Source organism: Desulfitobacterium dichloroeliminans LMG P-21439 (genome assembly GCF_000243135.2).
GTDB lineage: Bacteria > Bacillota > Desulfitobacteriia > Desulfitobacteriales > Desulfitobacteriaceae > Desulfitobacterium > Desulfitobacterium dichloroeliminans.
The window spans coordinates 1766107-1789327 of sequence record NC_019903.1 but is presented as its reverse complement, the minus strand read 5'-3'; the positions used below and the strand labels follow the sequence as shown (position 1 = coordinate 1789327).

Here is a 23221-nt window from a genome sequence, read left to right as displayed (position 1 = left end):
TAATAGAGGTAATGTAACTCTACTAGTATTAGTATATCATGGTTAATATGTCAATATCTGTCGAAAGAAAAATATATAGATAAAAATAATTCTTTTTATTTTTTATGTATTCTATGCTCTAAAATAACCAATCCAGCAAGCACTATAACCAGTATTCCGATCAGAGTGAAAATATAAATAGGGTCAGGCATTTTCCCATATTTACTGTAGTAATCAAGTACAAAATTCACATTTATCACTTCCTGCCGTTTTTATTTAAATGAATGATGTTCTCATCAAGGATGTTTACGCTCTGCCTAGACTGTTTCTGTTTGGATTCCTCATGCTGCTTTTCTCTATGCTTTTTTATTAAATTCACTATACCTGTTACAGCAAGAATGCCGGTTAAGACAGCCAAAGCTATCAGGTTGTCTCTTGGATTATCCGAATACCACATCATCGAATCTCGCCTCCTTTGGAAAAAAATGCATATATTCCAAGTATAGACAAAATTCATACCTCAGTCAAGGCTTATTAGTCATAATCTTAATAAATCTGACTAATATAACCTTGTCATTATCACCGCCACCATATAACTTCTATATGATGGGTGGTGATTTAATGAGTGATATTTCAAAAATTGTAGGTGACAGGATAAGGATTTTAAGATCTGAAAAAGGGTTGAGTCAAGAGGACCTGGCAGGAAAAGCAGGCATAGATTCCTCTCATTTAGGCAGATTGGAAAGAGGAGAAAGGAACCCTTCTTTAATTAGCTTAGATAAAATCCTTAAGGCCTTGGGAGTAACTTTCGAGGATCTGTTTAAATACATACAGCCGACTAACACGGAAACGGACAGTACCACAATGTCCCTGATAATAAACAAGCTTAATACCTTAAGTCTTGAAGACCAAAAACTGATTTTAAATCTTATCGACACGACGTTTCAGCTAATGAAGCATAAAGCCTAGCAGTTAAAAAAACTGTTAGGCTTGTTTTTTATGCGGCTCTATAAAGTTCTGTGTATCATCTGAACATAGTTATTTAGACTTTGCCTCTTTTATCAGTGTTTCCACAACTGAAAAAATTCTTCTCTGTTCATCCTGCGGCAAATTGCCGATTGCTTCAGACAACTTTGATGCTTTGATTTTATCGCCCGCATTGATTACATCCATTAAAATATCATCCGCTGATACATCCAGGCTGTTTATGATCTCAATTAAAGTTTCAACACTTGGAGTTTTTACACCGCGCTCAATGGCAGATAAATAATTAGGAGTCAGCTTAACAATTTCTGCAAATGATTCCTGTGTATAGCCTTTTGCTTCTCTGTATTGCTGAATCCGCTTGCCGATAGCCTTATATTTCATAATACTCACCTCCGATAACTCTATTAGTATTATATTAACGCCATAAGTAACAGTATATTATTCAGACATATAGACCAACAGTTTCCATTTGAGTTAGTATAACGCCATTGGTGTTACATATATAAATTTCTTTATGGGAACGAAGAAGTCAGGCGGAACATTTTTGTTCCCCCTGATATTAGTTTTATCATATTTCGGCCTTACTTTTATACTGTTCTTTTTTTAAGTCAGTTTCACTCTGATCAGCAAAGAATTTATTGTTCTTTTTCTGTAGATAAGATCTCTTAGAGTGAGAGGTTCGCCTTCATGGTTCACCATGAACCATTCCTGAGTTCACCGAATAAACAGACACCCCCCTTGGTGGAAAATGATTTTATTCTTTATTCCAGCTACAGGGAGCTTAAAGAATAAAGTACATACAACTGCTCTTACCGCCGTTTTCGCGCCACCTTTGTTCCTTTCTTATGTGGCTGCTTTTTTCTAGATCAGCAAGAGCACGCTTGACCGTACTGCGGGACAGCTTCAAATCCTTCGCTATGGTACCAATCGCTGGATAGCATTTGCCGTCCTTATCAGCGCGGTCATGCAGGTACATATAGACAGATCTCGCCCGGTGCGGCAGCTCCGATGCATAAACGGGTGTAAAGTAACCCACGGCTTCACTTCCTTTCAGGTCCCTGTGGTTGTACGAATTGTTCAAAGGTTATTGTTTGCGTTGGCGTATGCACCGGGCCGCCCGACGCAGCCGCTTCTGTTTCAGCTTCCTCCGGCACCTCCAAACAGGCGGAATGGCGCCGGATGATTTCTTCCTCCACCTGGCGCCTGTCGGCATACTCTACCTCTCTGGCAGATTGCTCGGCGATCTCATACGACTTGCCGAAGGTGATGCCCCATTCCTTGAACAGCTTTAATCGAGTGCGCATCGGGTATGCGCCGGTCTTGGTAACGATAAAGCGGCCTTTGGGCATGGATTTAAGCTCATCTGGAGTCATCAGCGGCCGCTCGATCATCTGCAGACTTTGCGACGGATCGTTTTTACCGCGACTGACCGAGCCGCTCATGACCGTCTTACTTCCCATGGCTTTCGATAAAATCTGCGCCGACTCGCTGTTAGGGGCAAAGCCGCCGAACACCGTGTCCTGGCAGTTGTCGATGATGATGGCGGAGCCCTCTCTGCCATAGTTTTTCTCCAGCTGCGCAAAGCTCTGGATAATCGCTACTATTGACACCCGACGCGAGCGCGAGGCACTGAACATCATCTCAGCCGACTCGATTTTCGGGATGGTCCCGATCTCGTCGAGGAACATCATTACGCGGTTGGGGAGCTTACCGCCATACTCGTCGGCCACCGACAGGATCTCGCGGTAGAGCTGCTGGACAATCAGGCTGATGATGAAATATTTTGTGTTATCTTCCTCCGGCATAACGAGGAAGATGGCGCTTTTTTTGGTACAGAACCTTTCCGCGTCAATTGCCGTGTCAAAGCATAGTATCTGCTCCAGCTCGGAATCCAGAAAAGCGTTGAGCCGGGAGAGCGCGGTTGAGAGGACGCTCTGCATGGCCTGCTCCGCCGAGTTAAGCGCCGCCCCCGCAAACCACTTGGTCTTATGGTCGTCCGGCAGATGTGCAAGGAGCAGCTGGAACAAAGTCCTGCCCTTGACACCGCTGGGCGCCAGCAGATCCTGTATGAGCTTGAATACCGACACAATGTGCCGCTGCTTCGGCTCACAGTATTCGGCGATGAGCAGAATCACGGAGGTCAGCAGACCTTCCGCTGCGTCGTAGAAGAAAGCGTTTTGTCCCGCCATCGCCGTATCGAAGCCTCCGGAGGATATGATGGTCTTTGCGGTGATCTTGGCATATTTCTCCGCTCTGGCCTTGTATGCCAGGTTCTGAGGGTTTTTCAGATAAGCGTCCATATACCTGTTGACCAGATGGAGCAGGTTGTTTCCATCCGAGCGGGTGGGGTTTCTCAGATCGATGACCGCCACCTCATAGCCATAACTGTCCTTGGCGATCCCAGCATAATTGCGGTAGAGGTCGCCCTTGGTGTCGGTACAGAGCCAACTCATGCCGCAGGCACAGGCGTATTCCAGATTTGGATAGAGGAAGTTTGCGGTCTTGCCGACGCCGGCCGCGCCGATCATCAGGCAGTGGATATCATCATCGTCCACCAGCGCGTACCCGTGGGGAGCGGTATCGTCAAACAGCGACGCTTTCCTCCAACCGACGATGAGACCCTGCGCTTTCGGGAGGCTTTCGCCCTTCCGCCATTTTTCAGGCTCGTATGGAACCTCGGTATATGTCTTTTTGATCTCCCGCTTGGTTGCCCAGCGAGCTGTGCCGTGCTGGCCGTCGCCAACTGTTTTGGACTTGATGCCGTTCAAGGTATAATAATGCGCTATGAGCGACAGCAGACCGATTACACCGAACATGGTCAATCCGGCTGCAGTCAGGATTATGATTTGGGATGTCTGCAATGCGACCCCTCCTTTACATGGTCATAGAAAAATTTACTGCCTGCTCCTGCGCCGGAAGCATCGACGGCAGTCCCTGCTCAACAAACATGATGGTTTTGACGCTGTCCAGCGCAAGGCGCTGATAAGAGGACAGGAGCTTTTCCTTATCCGCCAGTGTCCTGATGCCCGGCGCATGATGCTGGCGGTATATTTCCGTTGCATCCTGGCACAGTTGTTCCGCCTTGGTGCGAAGCCAGCCCCTGTCCTCATGGGGGCGGTAGCTGTCCCGCAGCTTTTGGATGAGCTGCTCCAGCTTCACCGGCTGTTCCATCTGACGGAGCTGACTTTGCATGGCAATAATTGAACCGGCCGCCATACACTGCAGGCATTCCCGAACAGCGTCCGCGTTCTCCATCGCAGTCTTGCCGGAGGCAAGGAGCGGCTCCACCGCCTCGGCGCACTCTGCAAGGAAAGAGTCTATATCCTTATGTGTAGCAAGTGCTTTGCACAAATCGTGCAGTTCATCCGCGACCTTCGACAGAAGCTCCAATTTCGGATGCTCCTGCGCTGGGATGGGACTGACACCGTTATTGGCTTTGAGATCCTCATTCCAGTCCTTGAACCGCGATTGCTTTACGGAGATATCCGCATAGTCCTTTACTGTCAGAATGTCCTTCAGGCGTCCGATGGCTTCGATGCCTGCTTCGTCATGGTCTAGGCACAGAATGATGTTTTTCAGATGAGGATTCAACTCCAGCTGACGGAGCATAGCGTGTTCAGACACCCCGTCCAGTGTGACAAAGCTGTGCCGCTGCCAGTCCTTCCGGTTCAGTGTGATGAAGGAGAGCATATCCACCGGAGCCTCGAACACATGGAGGTCGCCGCTCTCTCCGATTCGGTGAAAGCTGTATTTCGGATCGCTGCCCTCCACGTTTCCTTTATAGGGTTCGCCCTGAGTGTTAGTGCCGCGCTTGTGAGCATGGCGGGGGATGCTGTTTTCATCTAGCCCGACAAATACAGCGTTGTGATATTCCTTGTCCTCATAGATCAGCTTTTCATGGGCGAAGCGGGACAGCACGTCGCGGTCGATGAACCGCTGCTTGATCAAGTATGCAAATACCCGGCGCATATCATGATTGGCTTCCGGAAGAGTGAATTCCTTACGGGGAGCAGGCGCGCTCTTGACCATCTGGTTCCACTCCACGCCGCAGTCCTCTCCGAGCAGATAATTTACCGCTTCGGGAAAGCTCATATCATAGAACTGCTGGATGAAGTCAATGGCGTGGCCGCCTTCCTTGCGGGAGTGGCGGAACCATTGATTGCCGCGCACGGTCACACTGTCATGACGCTTCCAGCGCCACTCCCGGCCGGAGCGCACAAGCTGTTCTCCTTGACGCTGGAGAAAATCTACCAGGTCGACAGAGTTGGCCTGCTGCTTCTGTTCGTCTGTAAAATGAATGTATGCCAATGTGCATTCCTCCTTTGTCAGCGTTTGCGCTTACCGCACCGGCGAAAAAAAACCACCCGCCGATAAGCGGATGGTCTGCGTGACACCGGATTGAGTTTTTCAGGGAGCTGTTCTTTTCTCTGCAGATATTTTGGTTGAGGCTTTTGCATGAAAATCCTCCTTTGCTAATAGGTTGTATGCCTGAGCTCGTGATCGTCCGGGGCGTGACCCTGGGCGATCTTCTTTTCGCGTATCCTGCGCCGGAGCTTGCTGTCGGTTTGCATGCCGGGACTGCCGAGAAACCTTTTTTGCTCGTCATGGAAGATCCGGCTTAAGTGATGCAAGAGCCTTGTCGCCGCCAGGAAGAGAGGAGGATCACGGAAGGCGTCCGGATGATCGAGGAAAAACTGCGCATAGATGTTGCCCTGTGCCGCAGACAGTGTGAGCCAGTGCATGGCGGCTTCACGGTCGCGGGGAACGCCCCTGCCCATGAGATACAGCTTGCCGAGCGCGTACTGGCTATACTGATTACCCAGCTCCGCGGACAAAGTCAGCCATTTGACGGCGGCTTCCACATCCTTGGGTACATCCTGTCCCAGCAGATAGAGTTTGCCGAGCTGATACTGAGCGAATGAATTGTTCTGTTCCGCCGCTTTCGTGAACAGTTCCACCGCTTTAGCTATGTCTTTCTCCACATAGAGGCCGTCGCGGTAGAGCTTGCCCAGGGCATACTGAGCCAGGCCGTTGCCGTTATCCGCAGCCTTGGTCAGCCACAGGACAGCCTTCTCCGGATTTCTGTGTCTGCCATCCTCGTCGAGATAAACCTTACCCAGCATATACTGCGCATGGACGTTGCCGAGGCGGGCAGCCTTTTCTAAGTACTCGATGGCCGCTTCCACATCCTTATCCGTTCCGGTTCCGGTATAGAGCATCTGCCCAAGGCGGTATTGAAGCTTATCATCATGGCTTTGTTCCTCCAGACGCTGAAAGCCATAAAAGGCTTCCTCAAAATTTAGTTCCGCTTCCTCGGCGTCCTTCTCCGTGCCGATACCGTCCCGGTACATTTTCGCCAGCTCGTAATTGGCGTAGGGAACGTGCTGGGCGGCGGATTTACCATAGAGCCGGAACGCTGTTCCGTAGTCCTGTTCCACGCCTTGCCCCCGGTAATACAGACCGGCGAGAGAATATTGGGCATACTTGTGATTTCGGGAAGCCGCCATTTCAAACCATCCGGCCGCTTCCGCATAGTCCCGCTCCGTGCCAAGTCCCGCCGCGTGCATTTTGCCGATGCGGTATTCCACATAGCGGCTATTCCTGTTTGCTTCGATGTCCATGAACGCGGAGAGCGCTTTTTCGTACCAGCTGAATGCGATATCGGCATCCATATCGACGCCAAGCCCGTCGGCGTACATCCTGCCGAGGTCGTGCATGGCGAGAGCGTTACCGGCTTCAGCTTCCTCCATGAACAAACAGAGAGCCTGCTCAAAGTCAGGCTCCAGTTCATCGCTGCCATAGAGAAAAACACGGGCTTCCTTGTAGCGGGTACTCCATTTGATATGCGGTCTGCCGGATTCAGCCTCGTAGGAATCCGGACGTGATAAATTCTCCGGAGCAGAGGAAGGTATATCTTCATCACCCTCCGGAGCTTCATCCATGGCCATCTGGTATTCATCCTCCGGCAGCGGGGTATCAGAAGCTTCATGTAAGCTCTCCGTTGCATCGTCGCCCTCGAAGGTGAAATGGTGATTGCCGATATTCACAGCTTCCGTGATCACCATATTTTTTATGTGCTTGAATTCCTTTTGCTGTGAGAGCGGAACGGGAGCGGGGAGCTTATCCAAATATGTCCGCAAAACTTCATTGCGAAGCTCTTGCCATTTTGCATAGGATTCGGCCACCCGAGTGTCCTTTGCCAGCTCATCCACGATCTGATCCACGACGGCTTTTAGAGGCGCCTTGAGATAGCCGTACTGCTTTTTGCCGGAGGTATGCTTCTGACGCTCCGCCAGATGAGAGAGCAGGGACTCAATGGCTTCGCTCTCGCACATACCGCCGTTCATCCTGCCGATGATTTCTTTCAGGGCTTCGCGGCTCTGTTCGGCAAGTGTATTTCTCTGTTCGGTTTGTCCTGAATATATCTGAAGAAGATCCTGCTGAAAGATTTCCCTTGCCAAGCCACTCCGCATCTTTTCGATGGCCGGCTTGGTGACATACCCCTCGCGGGGATTCACCGAGTAAACCAGCATGTGGCAATGCGGATGATGCCCTTCGTTATGAAAGGCAGCGTACCAGCGCAGGTTTTCCGGAACGATCTTCATCTGCTCGGCGAAGATATTCCGCTGCTTGCGGATGAGCGCCATCCACGCGGAGGCATTGTCATACCCCAGCCGGGCAGCGTCCTCCCGCCGCAGAGATATGATGGGCGTCCACACATTGCCGGTGTGTTCACCGACCTCCGTCATCACCCTTGACAGCACCAGCGGAGCATCCGTATCCGAGAACAGCCCATGTGCTCCCAGCTTTTCAGCACGGGGACGGGTAGCAATGTAGCTGACATAGGTTTCCTGATGCGACAGATGATCCATATTCTGATCCAGCGCCGCGGTGATAAACTCCGAGGCGTTCTCCACGGTCGGCTGCTTGATATAGTCCTCGTATTCAAATAAATCTGTGGTATCCGGAAACTGAGCGAAGATATCCGCGATGAGCTGCTCCTGTTTTTCTGTAGCAAGGCGTTCGCGGGAGGCGGTAGAGATTATCTCCACGCCATCCCGCGTCGCGACGTATTCCACAAGGTTTTCAAGATGTACCGCGGCGTTTTTAATGTATCTGCATTTAAAGACAATTCTCGGCATGGCTATTTCCTGTCTTTAGATTTTGCGACATCTTCAAACGTCACAGTACCAATGGACTTCTTCACGTCCTCGACGCATTTGCCGCGCAGTGTGTGAAGAGATGCGGGATTGTAGTCCGCATTAAACGCTATGACATTCATCATCATAGACATCTCCACCGCCAGCTTGAAGATGAGGCGCGCCATACGGTTTTCGAGGCTGTCCATCATACCGGTCATGGCCGAGGTGATGGCGGCCGGCAGGAAGCGCATGCCTTCCTCCGCCGAGATATATCCGGTGTAGAACTTGATGGCCTTTTCAATAAATTCGCTCTGGCTCTGGCAGTTGTCTTTTTTGTACCAGTCCTTCACCAGCTTTCGGGTTTCCGGATAGATCCATAAGGCAAATTTATTCTTGAGCTTGTTTTCTTCTGTCATGCTGTTACCTCCAATCGTAATAAAAGGAGCCGCAACCCCTGTTGTAGCTCCTATGTAAATCCTTTATTTACGGCGTTATTCGGAGTCGCTTTCGTTCCACAACCCCGGAACCGACTCCAAGGGGTAAAATCTGACCCCAGTGAAAATCGCCCTTCGACCCGCATTGCGGGGCGATGTGAGTCGGAGCGGGGAAGCTCTGCGACCCCGCTCCTTTAACCCGCATGGTTTTCGACCCCTCGGTTCACCCCAAAATCGGCATTTTATGAAGCTTTGTCCGGAGGATGGTTTTGTCCTTTCCCAAGCTCCTTCACCAAGCCGCGACACGGGGCGTTATCCTATTCACGGGTGTTACGATGCCACCCCCGCCGCCAAAAGCCGACACAGGGGCACACGGGTGGCGACATTCGCGCCACGGTCCGGTTATTCGCCGCCGCCCGTGGGATGGCCTTGCGGCCTTGCTGGAGCTGCAGGTCTGGAGGGGCGTCTGGTCGCTTCCGGCTCGTCCGGTTCACGGTTTTCAATGTAGTCCCTGACGGGAGCGGGAACGTGCTTTTCATACAGCTTCTGCATGAAATCCTCCAGCTCGCTCTGAAACTCCGTATCCTTTTTGGCCATGTACTGGCGAATGGCACCGAGCTTTTCGGCGTCATAGCTTACCTGAATGGTTGCTTTCTTCATAGAAAAATCTCTCCTTTTAATGAAATATTTGTGCTTACATGCTCATGGTCATGCCTTGGTTTTCTTCCTCGGCGGGTTCCTGCGCCTCGGTCTGAACCTCCGGAGCGGGAAGAGCTTCAGGCACGGATTGCTCATGCTGACGGCGGGATTGACGGGGCTGACGCTCTCTCGAAGCGGAAACCTGATTCTCTGCTGGCGCGGAATCCTGCTGTGGTTCCGCCGTCTGTTCTTGATTCTGTTCCGGTTCAATTCGGCTCTCGACATACTCTCGAACATTAAGAGGCACAAACTTTTCGTAGGTCTTGTCGAGGTAATCCTGCAGTTCCTTTTCCACGGTCTGCTGCTTCTTGTCCATAAAAAAACGGAGGGCGTCCAGCCGCTCCGAGGGAAAGGGGACCTTTAATTCGGTTGTACTCATTTTCGTTTTCCTCCTTTATAATTTCATCTGCATGGCAGGCGGTTCCTGCTCTTGCTCCGGCTCCGGCATCTCACTTTTGTCAAGATTCGGGCAGTAGTCCAGATAAAACATCATGTCAAAGCCATCCTCCATCGGCTCGATCTCAGCCATCTCGGGCCTCGTTTCGAGGATTTTCAGGAGCATGGAGCCGACGCCGTTGTCGGGTGAAATGGGGATATGATAACGCTTTTGTAGCTCATCAAAGTAAATTATCCATGACCCGCTTGAGGTGTTTTGAGTGCCGTCTTTTATGATTTGGTCGGCCAGATTGTTAAGGCGAGTGTTAACAAATTCACGCGCTCCGGGCATGTAGCTGGAGTATCTGGCGTAGTTGTATCCCTCCGCTTCGATCAGGACGCCGTCCGAACAACCCTCGCCCAGCACCAGCAGGCAGTGATATATTCCGTTTTCGTCCCGGCACATGAGGCCGGTGTTCTCGACAATGAAGGACATATCCCGGAGGGGGGCCTCCTTGAAATACTTGTATTCGTTTTCGGGAAGCTCGACGATTTTTTCGATTACGCAGTCCGACGTGGGGTAATCGCCAGCCTTCCGTGTAAAAATTGCTTGCAGATTCAGCATGATTTTCACTCTCCTGTGTTGTAGTTGATGTAGGGGATTTCGAGCCACGCCGACCATGAACGGTCGGCTAAATTCGTTTTAACGACGCCATATTTGGTGCCCATGGCTTCGATGACATTGCCGTTTCCGATGTAGATACCGATGTGTCCCGACTTCCAAACAGCAAGACCGGGGATATCGGGCATGGTATCCATGGAGCCTGAAACCGATGCACTTTTATACATACTGTCCGCGCCGATATCCGGCATACCGTTGCTTCCGTACTCTATTTCCAGTGTGTCAGGGTTAAGCCAGCCGTATCCTTTGATCAGACCGACACAGTCCGTCGTCCTGCCGCCAAGCCAGTTGCTTCGTATGAAATCTTCATAGTTACCAACACCGTCAGGGTATTGCTCCAGCTTATAGCTGAACAGCGAATCCGTGAGGATATCGCCGTATGTACCCCAGACATAACCCCATCCGGCATCAAAGGCTTGTTCGGCATAGGCCGCCAGATCCAGATTGTTCTTCGTCGCCGGATCTGTGAACAAGGAGATATCCAGCACTGTACTCCCTGTACCGCCGTGTTCAATCTCGCCGGTGAACAGTTCCGCGCCGCCGAACACCATCCGCTCATAGATTTTCTGAGCGTTGGTCTTGACCTCGCCGGTTACCGTAATTCCTGCCAGGGATAACTTTTCATATGCGGTTTCCGTGCTAATGGGAGCAGTGGCACCGTCCTCATAGGCTAAGAAGCAATCGACGAAGGCGCGAGCTTCGGCTTGGGTCAGAGACAGATTTTCAGCACCGAAATTCAGAGAATAAAAAATGGACTTGATGCGGATGTTGTCCAAAGCACCGCCTTCCATCCGGACTTCGACCTCGGATATGGCTTCATCCAGAACAGTAAAGCAGCTGCTCATGTCACTGATATGCGAGACGTATTCGGCAGGTATGGTTGCGGGAATATTGCCACCGTTGAACGACAAGTCGATAGCAGCTTTGTTGTGGTCGGAACCCGCTGAGAGGATGCTGGCGATCATTACAACGAGCAGAATGAATGGCGTCAGGATAGAAGCGATGACCACTCCGATTGTTTTCCACGTCCGTTTGTCGGTGGCGACGGCGACGGCGGCTTTGACCGCCATGGCAATGGTTGCGGGATCTGCCATAAGCACATCACCACCACTTCATGTCGAACAGCGTGCCCTGATCCGGCTCCCGTTCCTGTTGCTCTTTCGCCAGCTGTATGGATTTCTCCACGGCTTGCTCAAGAAATTCGGTGTCAAATCCCGCTGACTGATAGCCTTCCATGATGGTGTCGAGGTAATAATCCGAGGGCGATCCTAAGGGATGCCCGTCGTTCATGATGTAAACCATGGCGGGAATCGTTTTGCTCTTCAGCTCCACGGGAAGGATTTCCTTGCGGTAGAAGGATGGATATCCTTCATAACGGTCGAGAGCCTGCAGGTCGCGTTCCTTCAGCTTCCACAGAAGAACAGGGACGCTGGAGCCTTTGAGCGGTTCCACGGTTGCGACGGAGCTTTTCCATCCGCCCCGGAACAACAGTTCATAATCCTTGATCTCGCTTGTCCCGACTACCTTGGCTGTTGGGCAGCGGAACGACATCTGCGGTAGATTAAGGTTGCTGCCGTAGGCAATATACAGAGTTTCGGCTTTCATTTTTCTTCATTCCTCCTTGCTACATTGACATGGAAAGACCGGGGCTTTCATCCATCGCCCCGGCCTGTTCCTGCTCGTTTTCGCTTGTCTGCTCCTGCTGCTCCGCCGCAGCATGCGCGGCCTCCGCCAGCTCCTTTTCTTTTTTCTGTCTTAACCGCTGCTTTTGCTGCTCGGCCTGTGCCGGGTCCTTCCATGCGATACAACCGTCCAGATGCTCCAGCAGATGCAGCCGGGCGGTTTTGTATTCGTCGCCGATGAGCCCCAGCCGCAGAAGCCAGGTGCGGAAAGTATATTTTTCATTGGTGCTGTGTGTTTTCTGACGGCTAGCACACCTCTGGTTCAGAGCCTGTGCGGAAATGGCGAGGCAGAGCTGAATATATGCCTTGATTTTACCTGCATGAGAGGTGCTGTTAAAGAGCCGGAACTCAATGGTGCCTTTCTGGAACACGCTGTGCAGGTTCAGGCAGTGGTATCGGCTGTCGTGATAATGTTCCCAGCGGCCGTCATTGCCGTGATACCAGATGCGGCTGACATCGTCCAGCGTTTTAGGCTTTTTGCGGTTCAATTCGTCGAGGAAGCTCTGCTCCACCTTCTTGCAATACTGCCGCTCTCTTGCCACCTCCACCTGCATGGCTTTATAGATCATATCCTCCTTGGAGGCCATGATGTTGGTGATGTTTCGCAGAGTGTTGGCGTTATGAGGCGAGGCGTCCAGGTGGATGTGAATTCCACAGGAATTATTCACCAGCATCCCAGCCTCCCGCAGCTTGCGCACAAGCTCCTGTATGGTTTCGATATCTTCGTAGCGGCAGATGGGACTTACAAGCTCTACGCTGTAGGTATTGTCTACCGAAACGACTCGCCGCCCTTCTTTTCTTTCTGTGGTTATGCTTCCGTCACTCATGACCTTCCACCGGCGGCTCTGACCATCCAGCACAGAATATTCTCCGTAATAGCCCCCATCAAAGTTGGTTGACTTCCCGAAGTATTCCGATAGAACCTGTGCGGCACACTGGCGGGTCAGCCCCGTCATTTCAATCTCAATGCCGAACCGCTGCTCCTTCATGTCCATGCCTCGTCACTCCTTTCTTCATCGCCCACCGGCCTTTCCGAAAAGCGCTGCCTTATGCTCCGGAGCCTGAACCATGAGGTTGTATCTCTCGTTGCCGCACTTATACAGGCATACGCCCCTCTGCGGATAGCGGATGAGATTGTATTCGCTCTGCTCCAGTTGGAGGGTATCGGTATAGAATTTGGCGTCAATCGTACCCGCATTGAATAGAAACTGGTGCGTCGGGATGGAGAATAGCGGCTTGGTATACTCCCTGATGCCTTCGATATTGAAATCCTCCAGATTCTGTGAGGAAAGGATCACCGCGCTTTCCTTTTTCCTGACGCGCTTCATAAAATTGCGAACATACTCCACGGCAGTCAGGTTGGAGAGGAACAGATAGAACTCGTCGATGCTGGCGGCGGTATTGCCTGCGGTGAGAAGCTCGTTGCTCATATAGGAGAGCACATTGAACAGCAGAGCGTTTCTTAAATTTTTGCTTGCCTGCAGGAGTCCCTTGACGCCGAAGGTCACGAACTCGTTGCTTTTGATATTGGTATGTCCGTTAAAGAACTTGGACTCGGCACCCTTGCACAGGGAGTGAAGTCCGAGGCAGATTTCCCGCAGGGTATCCGCCGTATAAAGCTGGCGACGGCTTTCGTCAAAGGTCTTGTATTCCGACTCAATCAGCTCATACAGGTCGGACAGGATGGGGTAATCGTCATGCTTCAGCCTGTCAAAATTACTGCGGTCTGAGATGCTCCATTTGTCGTAGAGCTTGCCCAGCATGATCTCGATGGTGTCGATCTGGCGGTCATCAAAATCCTTGTACGCTCTGAAAAAGTCTTTCAAAAAACTGATGTGCTGGCTGAGCTTGCTGGTCTGACGGAACGCCTGGGGTGCTTCGGCGTCCTTCGGGTCGCCAGCCTCATCCCAGGTCTTTGGCTCCAGAACATTGATGATGTACTCACCGGTCATTAGGTCGATGAAGCAGCCGCCGAGGTTGTTTGTGAGATCCTCGAACTCCATTTCGGGGTCAAGGCAGATGATCCTCATGCCGGATTCCCTGAGATTACACAGGATGAGCTTTAGCAGATAGCTCTTGCCCTGGCCGCTGTTGCCGAGGATGAGGATGTTGGCGTTAGTCTTATCGTCGGCTCTCCGGTTGAAATCTACTAGGATATTGCTACCGAATTTGTCCCTACCAAGGCAGAAGCCGTTAGGGTCCGTCTTGCCGCTGTAGTTGAAGGGATAAAGATTAGCTACAGAGCTTGCGGGCAGCACCCGTTCAAACTGATCGCCAAACACATTCCAGCCGGAGGGCATGACAGAAATAAAGCCCTGCTGCTGACGAAGGAGGAGTCTGTCCACGTTGAGCTTGCTCCGCACCAGTTCAGTCAGCACCTCGGTCTGCAGGAGCTTCAGCTGATCGGGATCATGGGAGGACAATTCGATATATACAGCCGCATGAAGGAGCGGTTCCTTGCTCCGGTGCATCTGTGCCACGACGGTTGCCACATCCTGCAGATTGCTTTCGGCTGTGACAGTCTGCTGGAGATCCTGTGTGCTGCTTCTCTGCATCCGGTTCTTGTTGGCGGCATTGCTGATGATTTTCCGTTCCTCCACAGGGGTCACATGCCGGGTGTAGATATGCAGGGTTACGCCGTCTTTCTCTCCAAGGTGCCGTAGTATAGCCTGTTCCTCGGTGGCGGTCGGGTACTCCCGCAGCGCCCACACGGAGCGGTAGGTATTGCCGCAGATGAAGTGGTCAGTGTTAAATTTAATTACGCCCGGAGCGATCATATCGAGGAATTCCTGAACACGAACGTCCTCCTGCGGCGAGAGTAGCTTAACTATTGGAGGCATGGTTATCTTCCTTTCTGGCTTTTATTTGATATGAAAAAGCCGCCACATTTCTGTGACGGGCTGAACAGTGTGTTCACTTTGATAGATAATTATGGTATTATTTTAGTCAATGAGATAAACAGGAATTTGGAGAAAAAATGAGAAATCAGGATATATATGATATTGCGGAAACTTTTCGTGCGGCAATATTGGAGGCAAAATATAATAGAAAGTTTGATCGTAGCGATAGAATGAGTAATTTCCCAGGTGGTTGCTGCGATGACTCATGTGATCTTTTAGCGTATTATCTATTTACTACATATGATATTAATACGAAACAGGGAAATGGCATATATCGTGATAATAACCCTAATAACACTACGAATCACGCGTGGCTAGTAATGGATGATGGTACAATTATTGATATTACCATAAATCAATTTGAGTTCTTTTCAAAATATGCTGAAGGAGTATATGTCGGAAAGGAAAATTCTTTTTACAAACACCTCGAAGACTACCGAATCTATGAAAATTATGATATCATGCAGGATGCGCGATTATGGAATGATTATCAAATTATAATGAGCAGTATAGTCAGATAAATTCCAATTTATCAGGTTCCAAATATGCCGGAAGCCGTGAGCATTCGCCCACGGCTTCCTTTTTAACTCTTATTCTCCGGTAATCACCCAGCGTTCGCCGTCGAAATCCTCGAAGCGCTCGGTCGTGACATTCTGCTCAAAATATATCGCCAGCATGCGCTTTATATCCTCGCACTCAGCCCGCTTTGAAGAGAAGCCTTGCTCACGCAGGGTCTTTTCGATACGGTTTAAATGCGGGAACACCTCGGACTCCTTTTCGCCCTTCAACCGGATGACCACAAGGAATTCTCTTGCCGTCGCCATCTGTACCTGTATTCGGTCAAGGTGATGGAGGTCATGCTCCAAGAGCCTCCTGACTGCGGTATTGTTCTCCTGCTCCATGCGCTTTTTTAGAAACTGCTTGTTGTCCTCGAAGTTTTCACGGCTGTTCAGGCACAGGAATTCCAGCTCTGCCATCCCCTTGAGGACGGTCATCAATGAGTAAATCCTTGCCGATACGCTTTCCTCGGACAGGACGGAAATGTTGGTCGGCTTGATGAGAAAATATACAAGCTCGTCGCCTCTGTAGGTCAGGAGACTGTAATCCGTGACGCCCTTTGTGTTGATGAGCTGCCGGGTATATTGCTTCTGCCTGGTTGTCTTTTTTTCTTTTCTGCTCATTGCTTTCCGTACCCCCATTCGTAGGTTTGCTGCTTCGTAATAAAGAAAGCGCAGGCGTATTTTATAAAGTCGAGGATGCTGGTATCGTCAAACCGGATAGTCAGGAAGACGTATAAGGCCGTAATGACGATAGGCGGCAGGAACTTAAGCTGCGCCAGCGCAAACACAGAAAGCAAAAGACCGACGCTGATGACGCCGATATCCCTGAGCTGCCACAGCCACAGCACCGCCTTGGATTTCAGGTTGTCGGGGTAGATGTACATTCGGATTCCTCCTGTTCTTCATGAAATTTTCGCAAAAAATAAGCGATTCCCCGGAGCACATGCTCCACACAGGGAATCGCCACACTGTTGCCGAGGGCTTTATATCTCGCGCTGTCCGAGGCACCGGGGATATCCGTCCAGTAATCGGGAAAGCCCTGGAGCCTTTCGCATTCCAGAGGTGTCAGCCGCCGTATGAGCTTGCCGATGCGGACCGGATGCACATTGTTCAGGGAGTATCCTCCGTCTGTCTTGGACTGGAGCGTTCCGCTTAAGTCACCATTTTCAGTACCATTTCGGCAGTCAAGCCCGGCAACGTCCATTTTGTACACAAGGTCGGTCGAGTCCTTATACTGCCGGGCGCTCTGAGTACTGACCACATCGTTGGACACATATTCATCACTCCGCTGCTGGGAGAAAACACAATGCCGGTCCGCAGTGTTCAGCGTGTAGCTGATATCCGCCTGGAAGCCCATGCCGTTGCCGCCATTGTGATCCTGGCGGTCGATAATGTTTCCGGCAATGCAATAGGTTTCAGCTTCCTGTGAAATGAGAGGCACATTGTTGCCGCCTGTACCGTAACGGGCGGACATGGTCGGAGCCACCGCATGGGGACCGGTATATCTGGAATCGATGCCGTGATTTTCATACAAGACCGGCTGGTTGTTTCCGCTGGTTCCCGCCGCCGATGTAATAGTCGGACACAAATTTACACAGATTTCAGCGCCGCCTTGCTGGCTGCCCAGCACTAGCGGAGGGTGACCGTCCATCTGGGCACGAAGTGTCGCCGTTATATTTTCCGTCACGTCCATACGGTCGCCGCCCTGATCGTTCAGGCACAGAATGCTTGGCACCATATTGGAGCCGCTCTCCGACGCCTTCAGGGTCGGAGAGCATTCCTCCTGATAACCGATTCCTCCGGCCTTTTCTCCCTGACCTGCCGAGAAGCCGGCGGCGATAAAGGTCTGCTGCTTCATGCCCGGCTGGGCTTGGATTGCACCGGACACAGCATGCAGATCCCGTACCTCATCCCGCTGATTGCAGGCGAATGCGATAGGACCGGTATCCGTTATTCTGTCAGCCGGACTCCCGCCTGGATCTCCAGCGCCTGCTTCAGAACAGGTGGCAGCTCCTTGCCTCGTTTCTTCGCCCGGCGCAGAATCCCCAAACATGCGGTCTTGCTCAAATAGTATTTTGGGTGCGGTGTATCCTCCAAAATCTGCGACAAGATAGATTCTTTTGCGCCTTTGTGGGACGGACCAGTATTGAGCGTCGTATACCCTCCAAGCAAGTGAGAATTGATCTCCCAATATGGCCCCAGCAGGCTTCCATACCCCTCCCGGAGGTCGAGGTACAGATGCGTTGCCGTCAGCAATTCTGCAGATTTCCTCCAGCACCGCGCGGAAGTCCTCTCCGTCTGCGGAGGAGAAAGCTCCGGGGACGTTCTCCCAGACCATATATCTGGGTCTAAGTCGAACAGGGTCAGCTGTTCGTTTTGCTCTTGCGTCATGCTCTCTCAACTCCTTTATGACACGAATCTGCTCCATGAACAGGCCGGAGCGCTCACCCTGAAGTCCGGCGCGTTTTCCCGCGACCGATAAATCCTGACACGGCGAGCCCCCGCAGACCACGTCCACTGGGGCAAGCTCCGAACCTTTTAATTTTGTAATGTCGCCTACAGGGAGCATATCCGGAAACCGTATTTTCGTTACCCCAATGGGGAACGGCTCAATCTCACTGGCCCACACAGGGGCCAACCCCTGCCGGACGCCTGCCAGCGGAAATCCGCCGATCCCGTCAAACAGGCTTCCGAGGAACAGCGATATGGTTATAATATCAGCTTCATGCCGGGAGAAGGCGCTTCCTCCGGCATGAATGCTCTTTCTATAGAATCGTATGACTTCATGTGACATCCTCCTTGTATTAGCTCTGCTGATATGTTTCTGATGGGTATGCCAAGCCGCTCGGCTTCCGCGATTTCACAGCTCATGCCGTGGCTGTTACGCGATCCGCATATCCACAGCTCGTCGCTGGAGGCCAGCACCCGCAGCCCCATACGGACGCCTGTTTCCCGTTGGGCGGGTACGGCATCATCTAGTATCTGCGGGTACATCAGGTGGACGGCGACAGGAGCGCAGCCCTGCTCCGCGGCATAACGGCAGGCGGCTTTGGCGAACCGGACATTGCTTTCTATGTCCCCGGCATAAGGGGAACAGATATATACCTGTTTCATTTCGCGGCCACCGCCTTTACCACGGTTCTCGTCATGTTTACCGCGGTCTGAGCCGTGTAGACCGCGCTCATGAGGTTGGCTTTGGTGCTGGTGTCCAGCCCAAAGGCTCCCGCGATACGGGGAACTTCTCCGGCAGACAGCATCAGACCAAGCCCTAGCAGGGCGTGATCCTTAAGCACCATGAGCCCCGCGATGAGGATGGTGGACTGCAGGAAAGCTGTCAGGCACAGGCCGACGATCTGCTTGCACCAGCTGACAAACCCGTCAAGGTATCCGCGCGGAACAGAGAACATATACAGGCTGCCTACGGCGATCTGGATGAGCAGAATGCCGCCGCGCTTTAAGTTTGCGAAAAAGACCTTGATCACCGCGTAGCCCATGAGGATGAGAATGAAGATCAGCATAAGGGGATTAGTGATCGCTCCCATGCCGCCGAACACTCCGGCATTTCCCGCGTTTTCAAGACTTCCCGCGGCACTCAGCTGTCCAATGATATTTGCGGCGACGGTATCGATACCCGTTCCCAGGCCGGTGATTCCCGCCGTGAGGCTGCTCTGCAGGGAGATGGATAATTTGTATAGCTCCACTGGCACAACGGAGAACAGGCTGACAGCCATAAAGCCTTTGATTGCGTTTATGGCGGTATCCTTGATGCTGCCCCTGCCGGACTGGTACTCGATGCCGCACTCAAAGGCCGAGACCACCAGCCCTGTCCCGTAGAGCGCCCAAGCCAGATAAACAAAGAACAGGACGATGGACTGCACCCAGGTCATATCAAACAGGTCGGCGCCCATATTTCCCATAGCCGAGAAAAAGTTACCGAGGAAGCCGATGATCTGGCCGTAGATCCAATCAACGATCTGGCCGAGGACGGTGTCAGCGACAAAATCCCATATGAACACGGGACGTCACCTCCTTTCGGATAAAAAAATACGGGAGCCTGTCATTTCACAAGCTCCCGAAAAAATTTGCTTACATGCCGCGCATTGTTAGGCCGTTTTCGCACTGACCGGACTCCTCCATCTCCAGCTTCGGTTCACGGTATACGTCAAGGTAATCGTTGATAACCTCGGATATCTGATCATAGTCCGCTTTTGTCGGTTGATAAACATACCATTCGCTTCTGTCCCCATACCTCCATATATATGGGGTGACGCCTTCCCTGAAGTTCGGATTGCTGACCGTTTTCTTGCCGAGCAGGTCGGAAAAGCGCAGCGTGACAGCGTCCACTGGCCCGTCGGTTCGGTTGATGACGGTTGCCTTGATCGCCTCGTAATGATCCGCCGTGCCCATCGTGACGAATTCGACTCTCACGCGGAGGCTGTCGGAGAGCTTTCCGAAGAAAGCTCTGCCGATAAACCTTTTATCAGAGATAGCCGGGTCGTTTCCGAACAGCTTGCGAAGCTCCTGTTCAAAGTAATTCATATTTCGCACCTCCTACATTCCAAGGATCTGCCAGATGTATAGCGGCGCGGTCAGGGTGAATACCAGGCAAGCGAACAGAATCGCCGGCGCCGCCCATTCGAACTGCCCGTGCTTTCGGTAGTCGAAGTAGGCTGTGCCGAGCTTGGCAAAGAAAAATACGGCGAGGATCAGGTCGATTGCTGGGAATACCACCTTGTTCACCACGGTCTTGATCTGCCCGGAGGCGTCGTTCCAAGTGTTTTCAATTGCTCCGGCCACGTCGCCATTGGGCGCAGCATAGGCAGTTGTACAGAGCACGCAGCCCAGCAGCAGAGCCATGAGGAGAACAGGCAGGATTCGATTAATTTTCATAAAATTACCACCTTTCAATATTGATTTTTGCAAAGAAAAAGACCACAAAGCTTTTTAGCCTTGCGGTCTCGTTTCTTTTTTCTGTATTTATGGCTTTACCGGCACGACCGGCATCCAGATAGGAGTGTAATATCTAAGTACTCTCTTGACATATTTTCCTTTCAGAGCGTTACTATTACCACGGGGGTTTCCCCGAACTAAAAAACGTCATAGCAGACTGGTGCGCTTGCGACACACCAGCCCTGCGAAAGGTGAACGAACCACCCCGCGCAACCGTAAACGGCACTATGACGCTTCCATATTACCATTTTTCATGGTGTTTTACAATAAGTTTAGGCGTATGCAAGGGGTCATGGCGGCTGAGCCGCCCGCCTTAGTGTACGCTTTTTTGCCTATTGGGGAACCTCCCGACTAAATAAGAAAGGTCGGGAGAAAACATGAACATTTTTGAAAACGAGTCCGGTTTTCTTGGAGATGCCTCGGTGAAACATCTAAAAAATTTGTTTATTGAATTCATCAAACAGGCAGCCGAGATTCGGACAAATTTAGGTAAACAGGGATATCTGCTGGACAAGTATCTATCCTATCTTTTTGAGACGTCGAACGAGATAATGGCTTATGAGGCGGCATCGGAAGGTTTTGAGACTGGGGGAATCCTAAATGGCCTATGCTCCGGAATACTCAGTGGCGATTCCAAAAACACAGACCACCCATTTTACAATGAAGTCAAAGCGTACATCGAAGCACATCCGTTGAGATCTCAGGAACGTGCCACCAAGGTTTCTATATATTGCTCCGTTCTTTTTGAACGCTGTCTTGGTAGCATGAGCGAGGAGTATTACGAGCGGATTGAGTCGAATGCACATGATGTCTTAGATGTCAGTGATTTTCGTAAGCTATATGACCGAATTGTTGAAGTGCTTGGAGATGAGGAAGCAATGAAGAACCTGAACCTGCTGTTCCGCCAGCGGTTTCTGATTGTTACTGCAATGGCGGCTTTCCTTCAGGGGATTACCAACGATCTTCTGTACTCGCTCACATATCGGGACAGGGAAAGCTCCAAGCAGATTTTTCAACTATTACTAGATGAGCCTTCTCTGATATCTGAGGGGGAGTAAAAAGCACCGGAAAAATTATAAAGAGCTGCTCTTCGAAATCTTCAAAGAACAGCTCTTTATTTTAATGATTCTTTGCTTATGGCTTTACCGGTGCGATGTACCAGTCATCCCAAAGGCTTCCCCGGATAGTCACCGAGTCGGTGAGGTTAATACTGAGCATTCCTGCGGGCGTCCAGCAGTCGGCGAGCCAGGTATACGGTGTGTAATTTCCATCCGGCATCCATATAGGGGTGAAATGCGTCCGGCGTTTGTAAGTCGAGTATTTATTGGACGCGAACTCAAATTTAGAACTGTACCCCCGGCTTGTTCTTTCCAGCAGCCGCCAATACGTTTTATACTGGTATTCAGGGAAATAGGTTACCGCGTTCTGCGCTTCGGTTACCGCCGAAGATTGGTTTGTACTGACATTTACAGTGACTGTTTGATTAATTCCATAACCGCTTTTCATCAATTTTTCAGATGCTGTTGGAGCTTTTGCATCAGGAACGACGCTCATGGAAGATGAAAGGCTTGCATTGTAAGCGTACCAGTCGAATTCCCACCAGCCATGGTCACACCAGTATCCATCTTCTTCAGTTCCATGCCATACCCAATAGGCATGCCACCTTGGATGCCACACGCCCCAGGAGGACGAGGTTTTCTGCGGCTTATTGGGTACGGAGGTACTGGAGTAGGAATTGTTGCGATCATCAGCCACCGGATTGGGTGGATCGTTTCCGGAAAGGTCCACGATCTTTGCAGTGATGGTTCCTTGACTCGCTGATCCGCCGCCCGATACCGATACATGAATATTCATGGTCTGTGGAGTGGGCGGAGTTGTCCAGCGGACCCACACCAGCTGGCTGTCGTCCTCTGGATAATACACACCGCTTACGGTATATGTCTGACCGCCGATTGTAAATCTCACCGTGACGGGATGATAAGGATCTGCCTGACCGCCTCTCACAGTCACCGAGGTGATGACCTCTGTATTGATCCGGTACTCATAGTCGTAAGTGGTGACCTCCGGAGGCTCCGGCTCTGCTTCATTGAAGCGCACAATACCAAGTCCAAGGGAAGAAATAATATCGGTGTTTGATGCAGCGGTGGTCGTAGATCCGTCCCATGCCGGATAACCAAGATCCGGGGTTTCAAGAAACATTGCCAATGGTAGGTTTTTATGGCTAAGCGAAACCATCTTGCTCCGCAGACCGCCATTCAGTTGTTGGTCAAAAAGCGCGGCCTCGGTGGCGGTCATGGCCATTTTGACTCCCTGAAATGTCATATAGGCGATGGGTTCCAAAAGAATTTTATATTGACCGTTTATGAGCACTCCATAATCCATACCAGTAACATCGGATATACGCATTAAAGTGTATTCAGAACAGAAATATCTCTTAATTTCATCAATATCTGCTTGTCCGCTACCGGAGCTTATAATGTGTGGCATGGCTATGCCTGGGGTGTTGTAAGTATAACCATTCATATGCGGAGTAAGTGATGTTCCACTGTTGTATTGTAGCTTGCTGATTTTTCCGAAATGAGCTGTTGTACTGGAAGGAGCCTTATCTGTAAAATCTATTGGCGTGGTAACGACAGCCCGGTCACTTGCACGAACAACAGTGATTCTGACCCCTTCATCTCCGGGATTCCAGTAATTTTCGCCGTTGCCGCTCCCCATTCCACCACCACCGTGGTCGATATTTCCGTCGCCCTCGGCATCAGCTGTAACGGGAAGAAAGAAAGAAAAAAGCAGCACCAGTATAAGAAAAACACTGAGACGCTGTTTCATAG

At 51.0% G+C, this 23221-nt stretch carries 27 protein-coding genes; 3 read left to right on the top strand and 24 right to left on the bottom strand.

All coding sequences use genetic code 11. From position 1 onward, the window contains the following. Positions 1-235 precede the first annotated feature (235 nt). The gene (locus tag DESDI_RS08480; protein WP_015262217.1) at positions 236-439 is read right to left on the bottom strand and encodes a hypothetical protein; all 204 of its coding nucleotides are present in this window, start codon (positions 437-439) and stop codon (positions 236-238) included. A gap of 161 nt (positions 440-600) precedes the next feature. Between DESDI_RS08480 and DESDI_RS08475 the strand changes: the two genes are divergently transcribed. Next, positions 601-948 carry a helix-turn-helix domain-containing protein gene (locus DESDI_RS08475; protein ID WP_015262216.1) on the top strand — a complete coding sequence of 116 codons (348 nt, stop codon included), beginning with the start codon at positions 601-603 and terminating at the stop codon, positions 946-948. 69 nt (positions 949-1017) lie between these two features. Here DESDI_RS08475 and DESDI_RS08470 read toward each other — a convergent pair whose 3' ends face one another. The 15 genes from DESDI_RS08470 to DESDI_RS08410 form a co-directional block, all read right to left on the bottom strand. Next, positions 1018-1347: a helix-turn-helix domain-containing protein gene (locus DESDI_RS08470; protein WP_015262215.1), complete on the bottom strand. Its 330-nt coding sequence runs from the start codon at positions 1345-1347 to the stop codon at positions 1018-1020. Between the two features lie 400 nt (positions 1348-1747). Beyond that, complete coding sequence (locus DESDI_RS08465; RefSeq protein WP_015262214.1) at positions 1748-2002, bottom strand: helix-turn-helix domain-containing protein; 255 nt, start codon at positions 2000-2002, stop codon at positions 1748-1750. A gap of 4 nt (positions 2003-2006) precedes the next feature. Further along, positions 2007-3827: a VirD4-like conjugal transfer protein, CD1115 family gene (locus DESDI_RS08460; RefSeq protein ID WP_015262213.1), complete on the bottom strand. Its 1821-nt coding sequence runs from the start codon at positions 3825-3827 to the stop codon at positions 2007-2009. A 13-nt stretch (positions 3828-3840) separates the two neighbouring features. After that, on the bottom strand, positions 3841-5274 hold the full coding sequence (locus DESDI_RS08455; protein WP_015262212.1) for a DUF3991 domain-containing protein: 1434 nt from the start codon (positions 5272-5274) through the stop codon (positions 3841-3843). 17 nt (positions 5275-5291) lie between these two features. Next, positions 5292-5423: a hypothetical protein gene (locus DESDI_RS18410; protein WP_282432554.1), complete on the bottom strand. Its 132-nt coding sequence runs from the start codon at positions 5421-5423 to the stop codon at positions 5292-5294. Positions 5424-5438: 15 nt separating this feature from the next. After that, on the bottom strand, positions 5439-8108 hold the full coding sequence (gene mobP3 / locus DESDI_RS08450) for a MobP3 family relaxase (protein ID WP_015262211.1): 2670 nt from the start codon (positions 8106-8108) through the stop codon (positions 5439-5441). Between the two features lie 2 nt (positions 8109-8110). Further along, positions 8111-8524, bottom strand: a complete 414-nt coding sequence (locus tag DESDI_RS08445; protein WP_015262210.1) for a hypothetical protein — start codon at positions 8522-8524, stop codon at positions 8111-8113. A gap of 67 nt (positions 8525-8591) precedes the next feature. Beyond that, entirely contained in the window at positions 8592-8747 is a 156-nt protein-coding gene (locus tag DESDI_RS17890; protein WP_156801129.1) for a hypothetical protein, read from the bottom strand. Positions 8748-8944: 197 nt separating this feature from the next. Further along, complete coding sequence (locus DESDI_RS08440) at positions 8945-9202, bottom strand: DUF6103 family protein (RefSeq protein ID WP_015262209.1); 258 nt, start codon at positions 9200-9202, stop codon at positions 8945-8947. 34 nt (positions 9203-9236) lie between these two features. Next, entirely contained in the window at positions 9237-9620 is a 384-nt protein-coding gene (locus tag DESDI_RS08435) for a DUF6103 family protein (RefSeq protein WP_015262208.1), read from the bottom strand. A gap of 15 nt (positions 9621-9635) precedes the next feature. Beyond that, the gene (locus DESDI_RS08430; RefSeq protein ID WP_015262207.1) at positions 9636-10241 is read right to left on the bottom strand and encodes a DUF6329 domain-containing protein; all 606 of its coding nucleotides are present in this window, start codon (positions 10239-10241) and stop codon (positions 9636-9638) included. A 5-nt stretch (positions 10242-10246) separates the two neighbouring features. Beyond that, complete coding sequence (locus tag DESDI_RS08425) at positions 10247-11392, bottom strand: hypothetical protein (RefSeq protein WP_015262206.1); 1146 nt, start codon at positions 11390-11392, stop codon at positions 10247-10249. Between the two features lie 7 nt (positions 11393-11399). Then, positions 11400-11903 (bottom strand): gamma-glutamylcyclotransferase family protein, encoded by a 504-nt coding sequence (locus tag DESDI_RS08420; protein WP_015262205.1) that lies wholly within the window; start codon positions 11901-11903, stop codon positions 11400-11402. A 19-nt stretch (positions 11904-11922) separates the two neighbouring features. Next, a complete protein-coding gene (locus tag DESDI_RS08415; protein WP_015262204.1) occupies positions 11923-12975 on the bottom strand; it encodes an amidoligase family protein in 1053 nt (350 codons plus the stop codon). 18 nt (positions 12976-12993) lie between these two features. Further along, a complete protein-coding gene (locus DESDI_RS08410; protein WP_015262203.1) occupies positions 12994-14820 on the bottom strand; it encodes a VirB4 family type IV secretion system protein in 1827 nt (608 codons plus the stop codon). Between the two features lie 137 nt (positions 14821-14957). On the opposite strand from DESDI_RS08410, the gene DESDI_RS08405 reads away from it, so the two are divergent. Beyond that, a complete protein-coding gene (locus DESDI_RS08405) occupies positions 14958-15401 on the top strand; it encodes a hypothetical protein (protein ID WP_015262202.1) in 444 nt (147 codons plus the stop codon). A 69-nt stretch (positions 15402-15470) separates the two neighbouring features. Here DESDI_RS08405 and DESDI_RS08400 read toward each other — a convergent pair whose 3' ends face one another. The 7 genes from DESDI_RS08400 to DESDI_RS08370 all read right to left on the bottom strand — a co-directional run bounded on the left by DESDI_RS08400 (position 15471) and on the right by DESDI_RS08370 (position 20330). Further along, positions 15471-16061 (bottom strand): hypothetical protein, encoded by a 591-nt coding sequence (locus DESDI_RS08400; protein ID WP_015262201.1) that lies wholly within the window; start codon positions 16059-16061, stop codon positions 15471-15473. Then, the gene (locus DESDI_RS08395) at positions 16058-16324 is read right to left on the bottom strand and encodes a hypothetical protein (RefSeq protein ID WP_015262200.1); all 267 of its coding nucleotides are present in this window, start codon (positions 16322-16324) and stop codon (positions 16058-16060) included. Before DESDI_RS08395 ends, DESDI_RS08400 begins: the two co-directional genes overlap by 4 nt. After that, positions 16300-18153, bottom strand: a complete 1854-nt coding sequence (locus DESDI_RS08390) for a DNA cytosine methyltransferase (protein WP_041219866.1) — start codon at positions 18151-18153, stop codon at positions 16300-16302. Before DESDI_RS08390 ends, DESDI_RS08395 begins: the two co-directional genes overlap by 25 nt. Next, positions 18150-18554, bottom strand: a complete 405-nt coding sequence (locus DESDI_RS08385) for a DUF7768 domain-containing protein (protein ID WP_015262198.1) — start codon at positions 18552-18554, stop codon at positions 18150-18152. The genes DESDI_RS08390 and DESDI_RS08385 overlap by 4 nt, the downstream gene beginning before the upstream one ends. Further along, the gene (locus tag DESDI_RS08380; protein ID WP_015262197.1) at positions 18551-19456 is read right to left on the bottom strand and encodes a conjugal transfer protein TrbL family protein; all 906 of its coding nucleotides are present in this window, start codon (positions 19454-19456) and stop codon (positions 18551-18553) included. Before DESDI_RS08380 ends, DESDI_RS08385 begins: the two co-directional genes overlap by 4 nt. A 70-nt stretch (positions 19457-19526) precedes the next feature. Further along, positions 19527-19979: a hypothetical protein gene (locus DESDI_RS08375; RefSeq protein WP_015262196.1), complete on the bottom strand. Its 453-nt coding sequence runs from the start codon at positions 19977-19979 to the stop codon at positions 19527-19529. A 12-nt stretch (positions 19980-19991) separates the two neighbouring features. Next, a complete protein-coding gene (locus DESDI_RS08370) occupies positions 19992-20330 on the bottom strand; it encodes a DUF3852 domain-containing protein (protein ID WP_015262195.1) in 339 nt (112 codons plus the stop codon). A 437-nt stretch (positions 20331-20767) separates the two neighbouring features. Between DESDI_RS08370 and DESDI_RS17310 the strand changes: the two genes are divergently transcribed. Beyond that, positions 20768-21448 carry a hypothetical protein gene (locus tag DESDI_RS17310; RefSeq protein ID WP_015262194.1) on the top strand — a complete coding sequence of 227 codons (681 nt, stop codon included), beginning with the start codon at positions 20768-20770 and terminating at the stop codon, positions 21446-21448. A gap of 76 nt (positions 21449-21524) precedes the next feature. On the opposite strand, the gene DESDI_RS08360 is transcribed toward DESDI_RS17310, so the two are convergent. Further along, complete coding sequence (locus DESDI_RS08360; RefSeq protein ID WP_015262193.1) at positions 21525-23219, bottom strand: DUF8193 domain-containing protein; 1695 nt, start codon at positions 23217-23219, stop codon at positions 21525-21527. Positions 23220-23221: the final 2 nt, after the last annotated feature.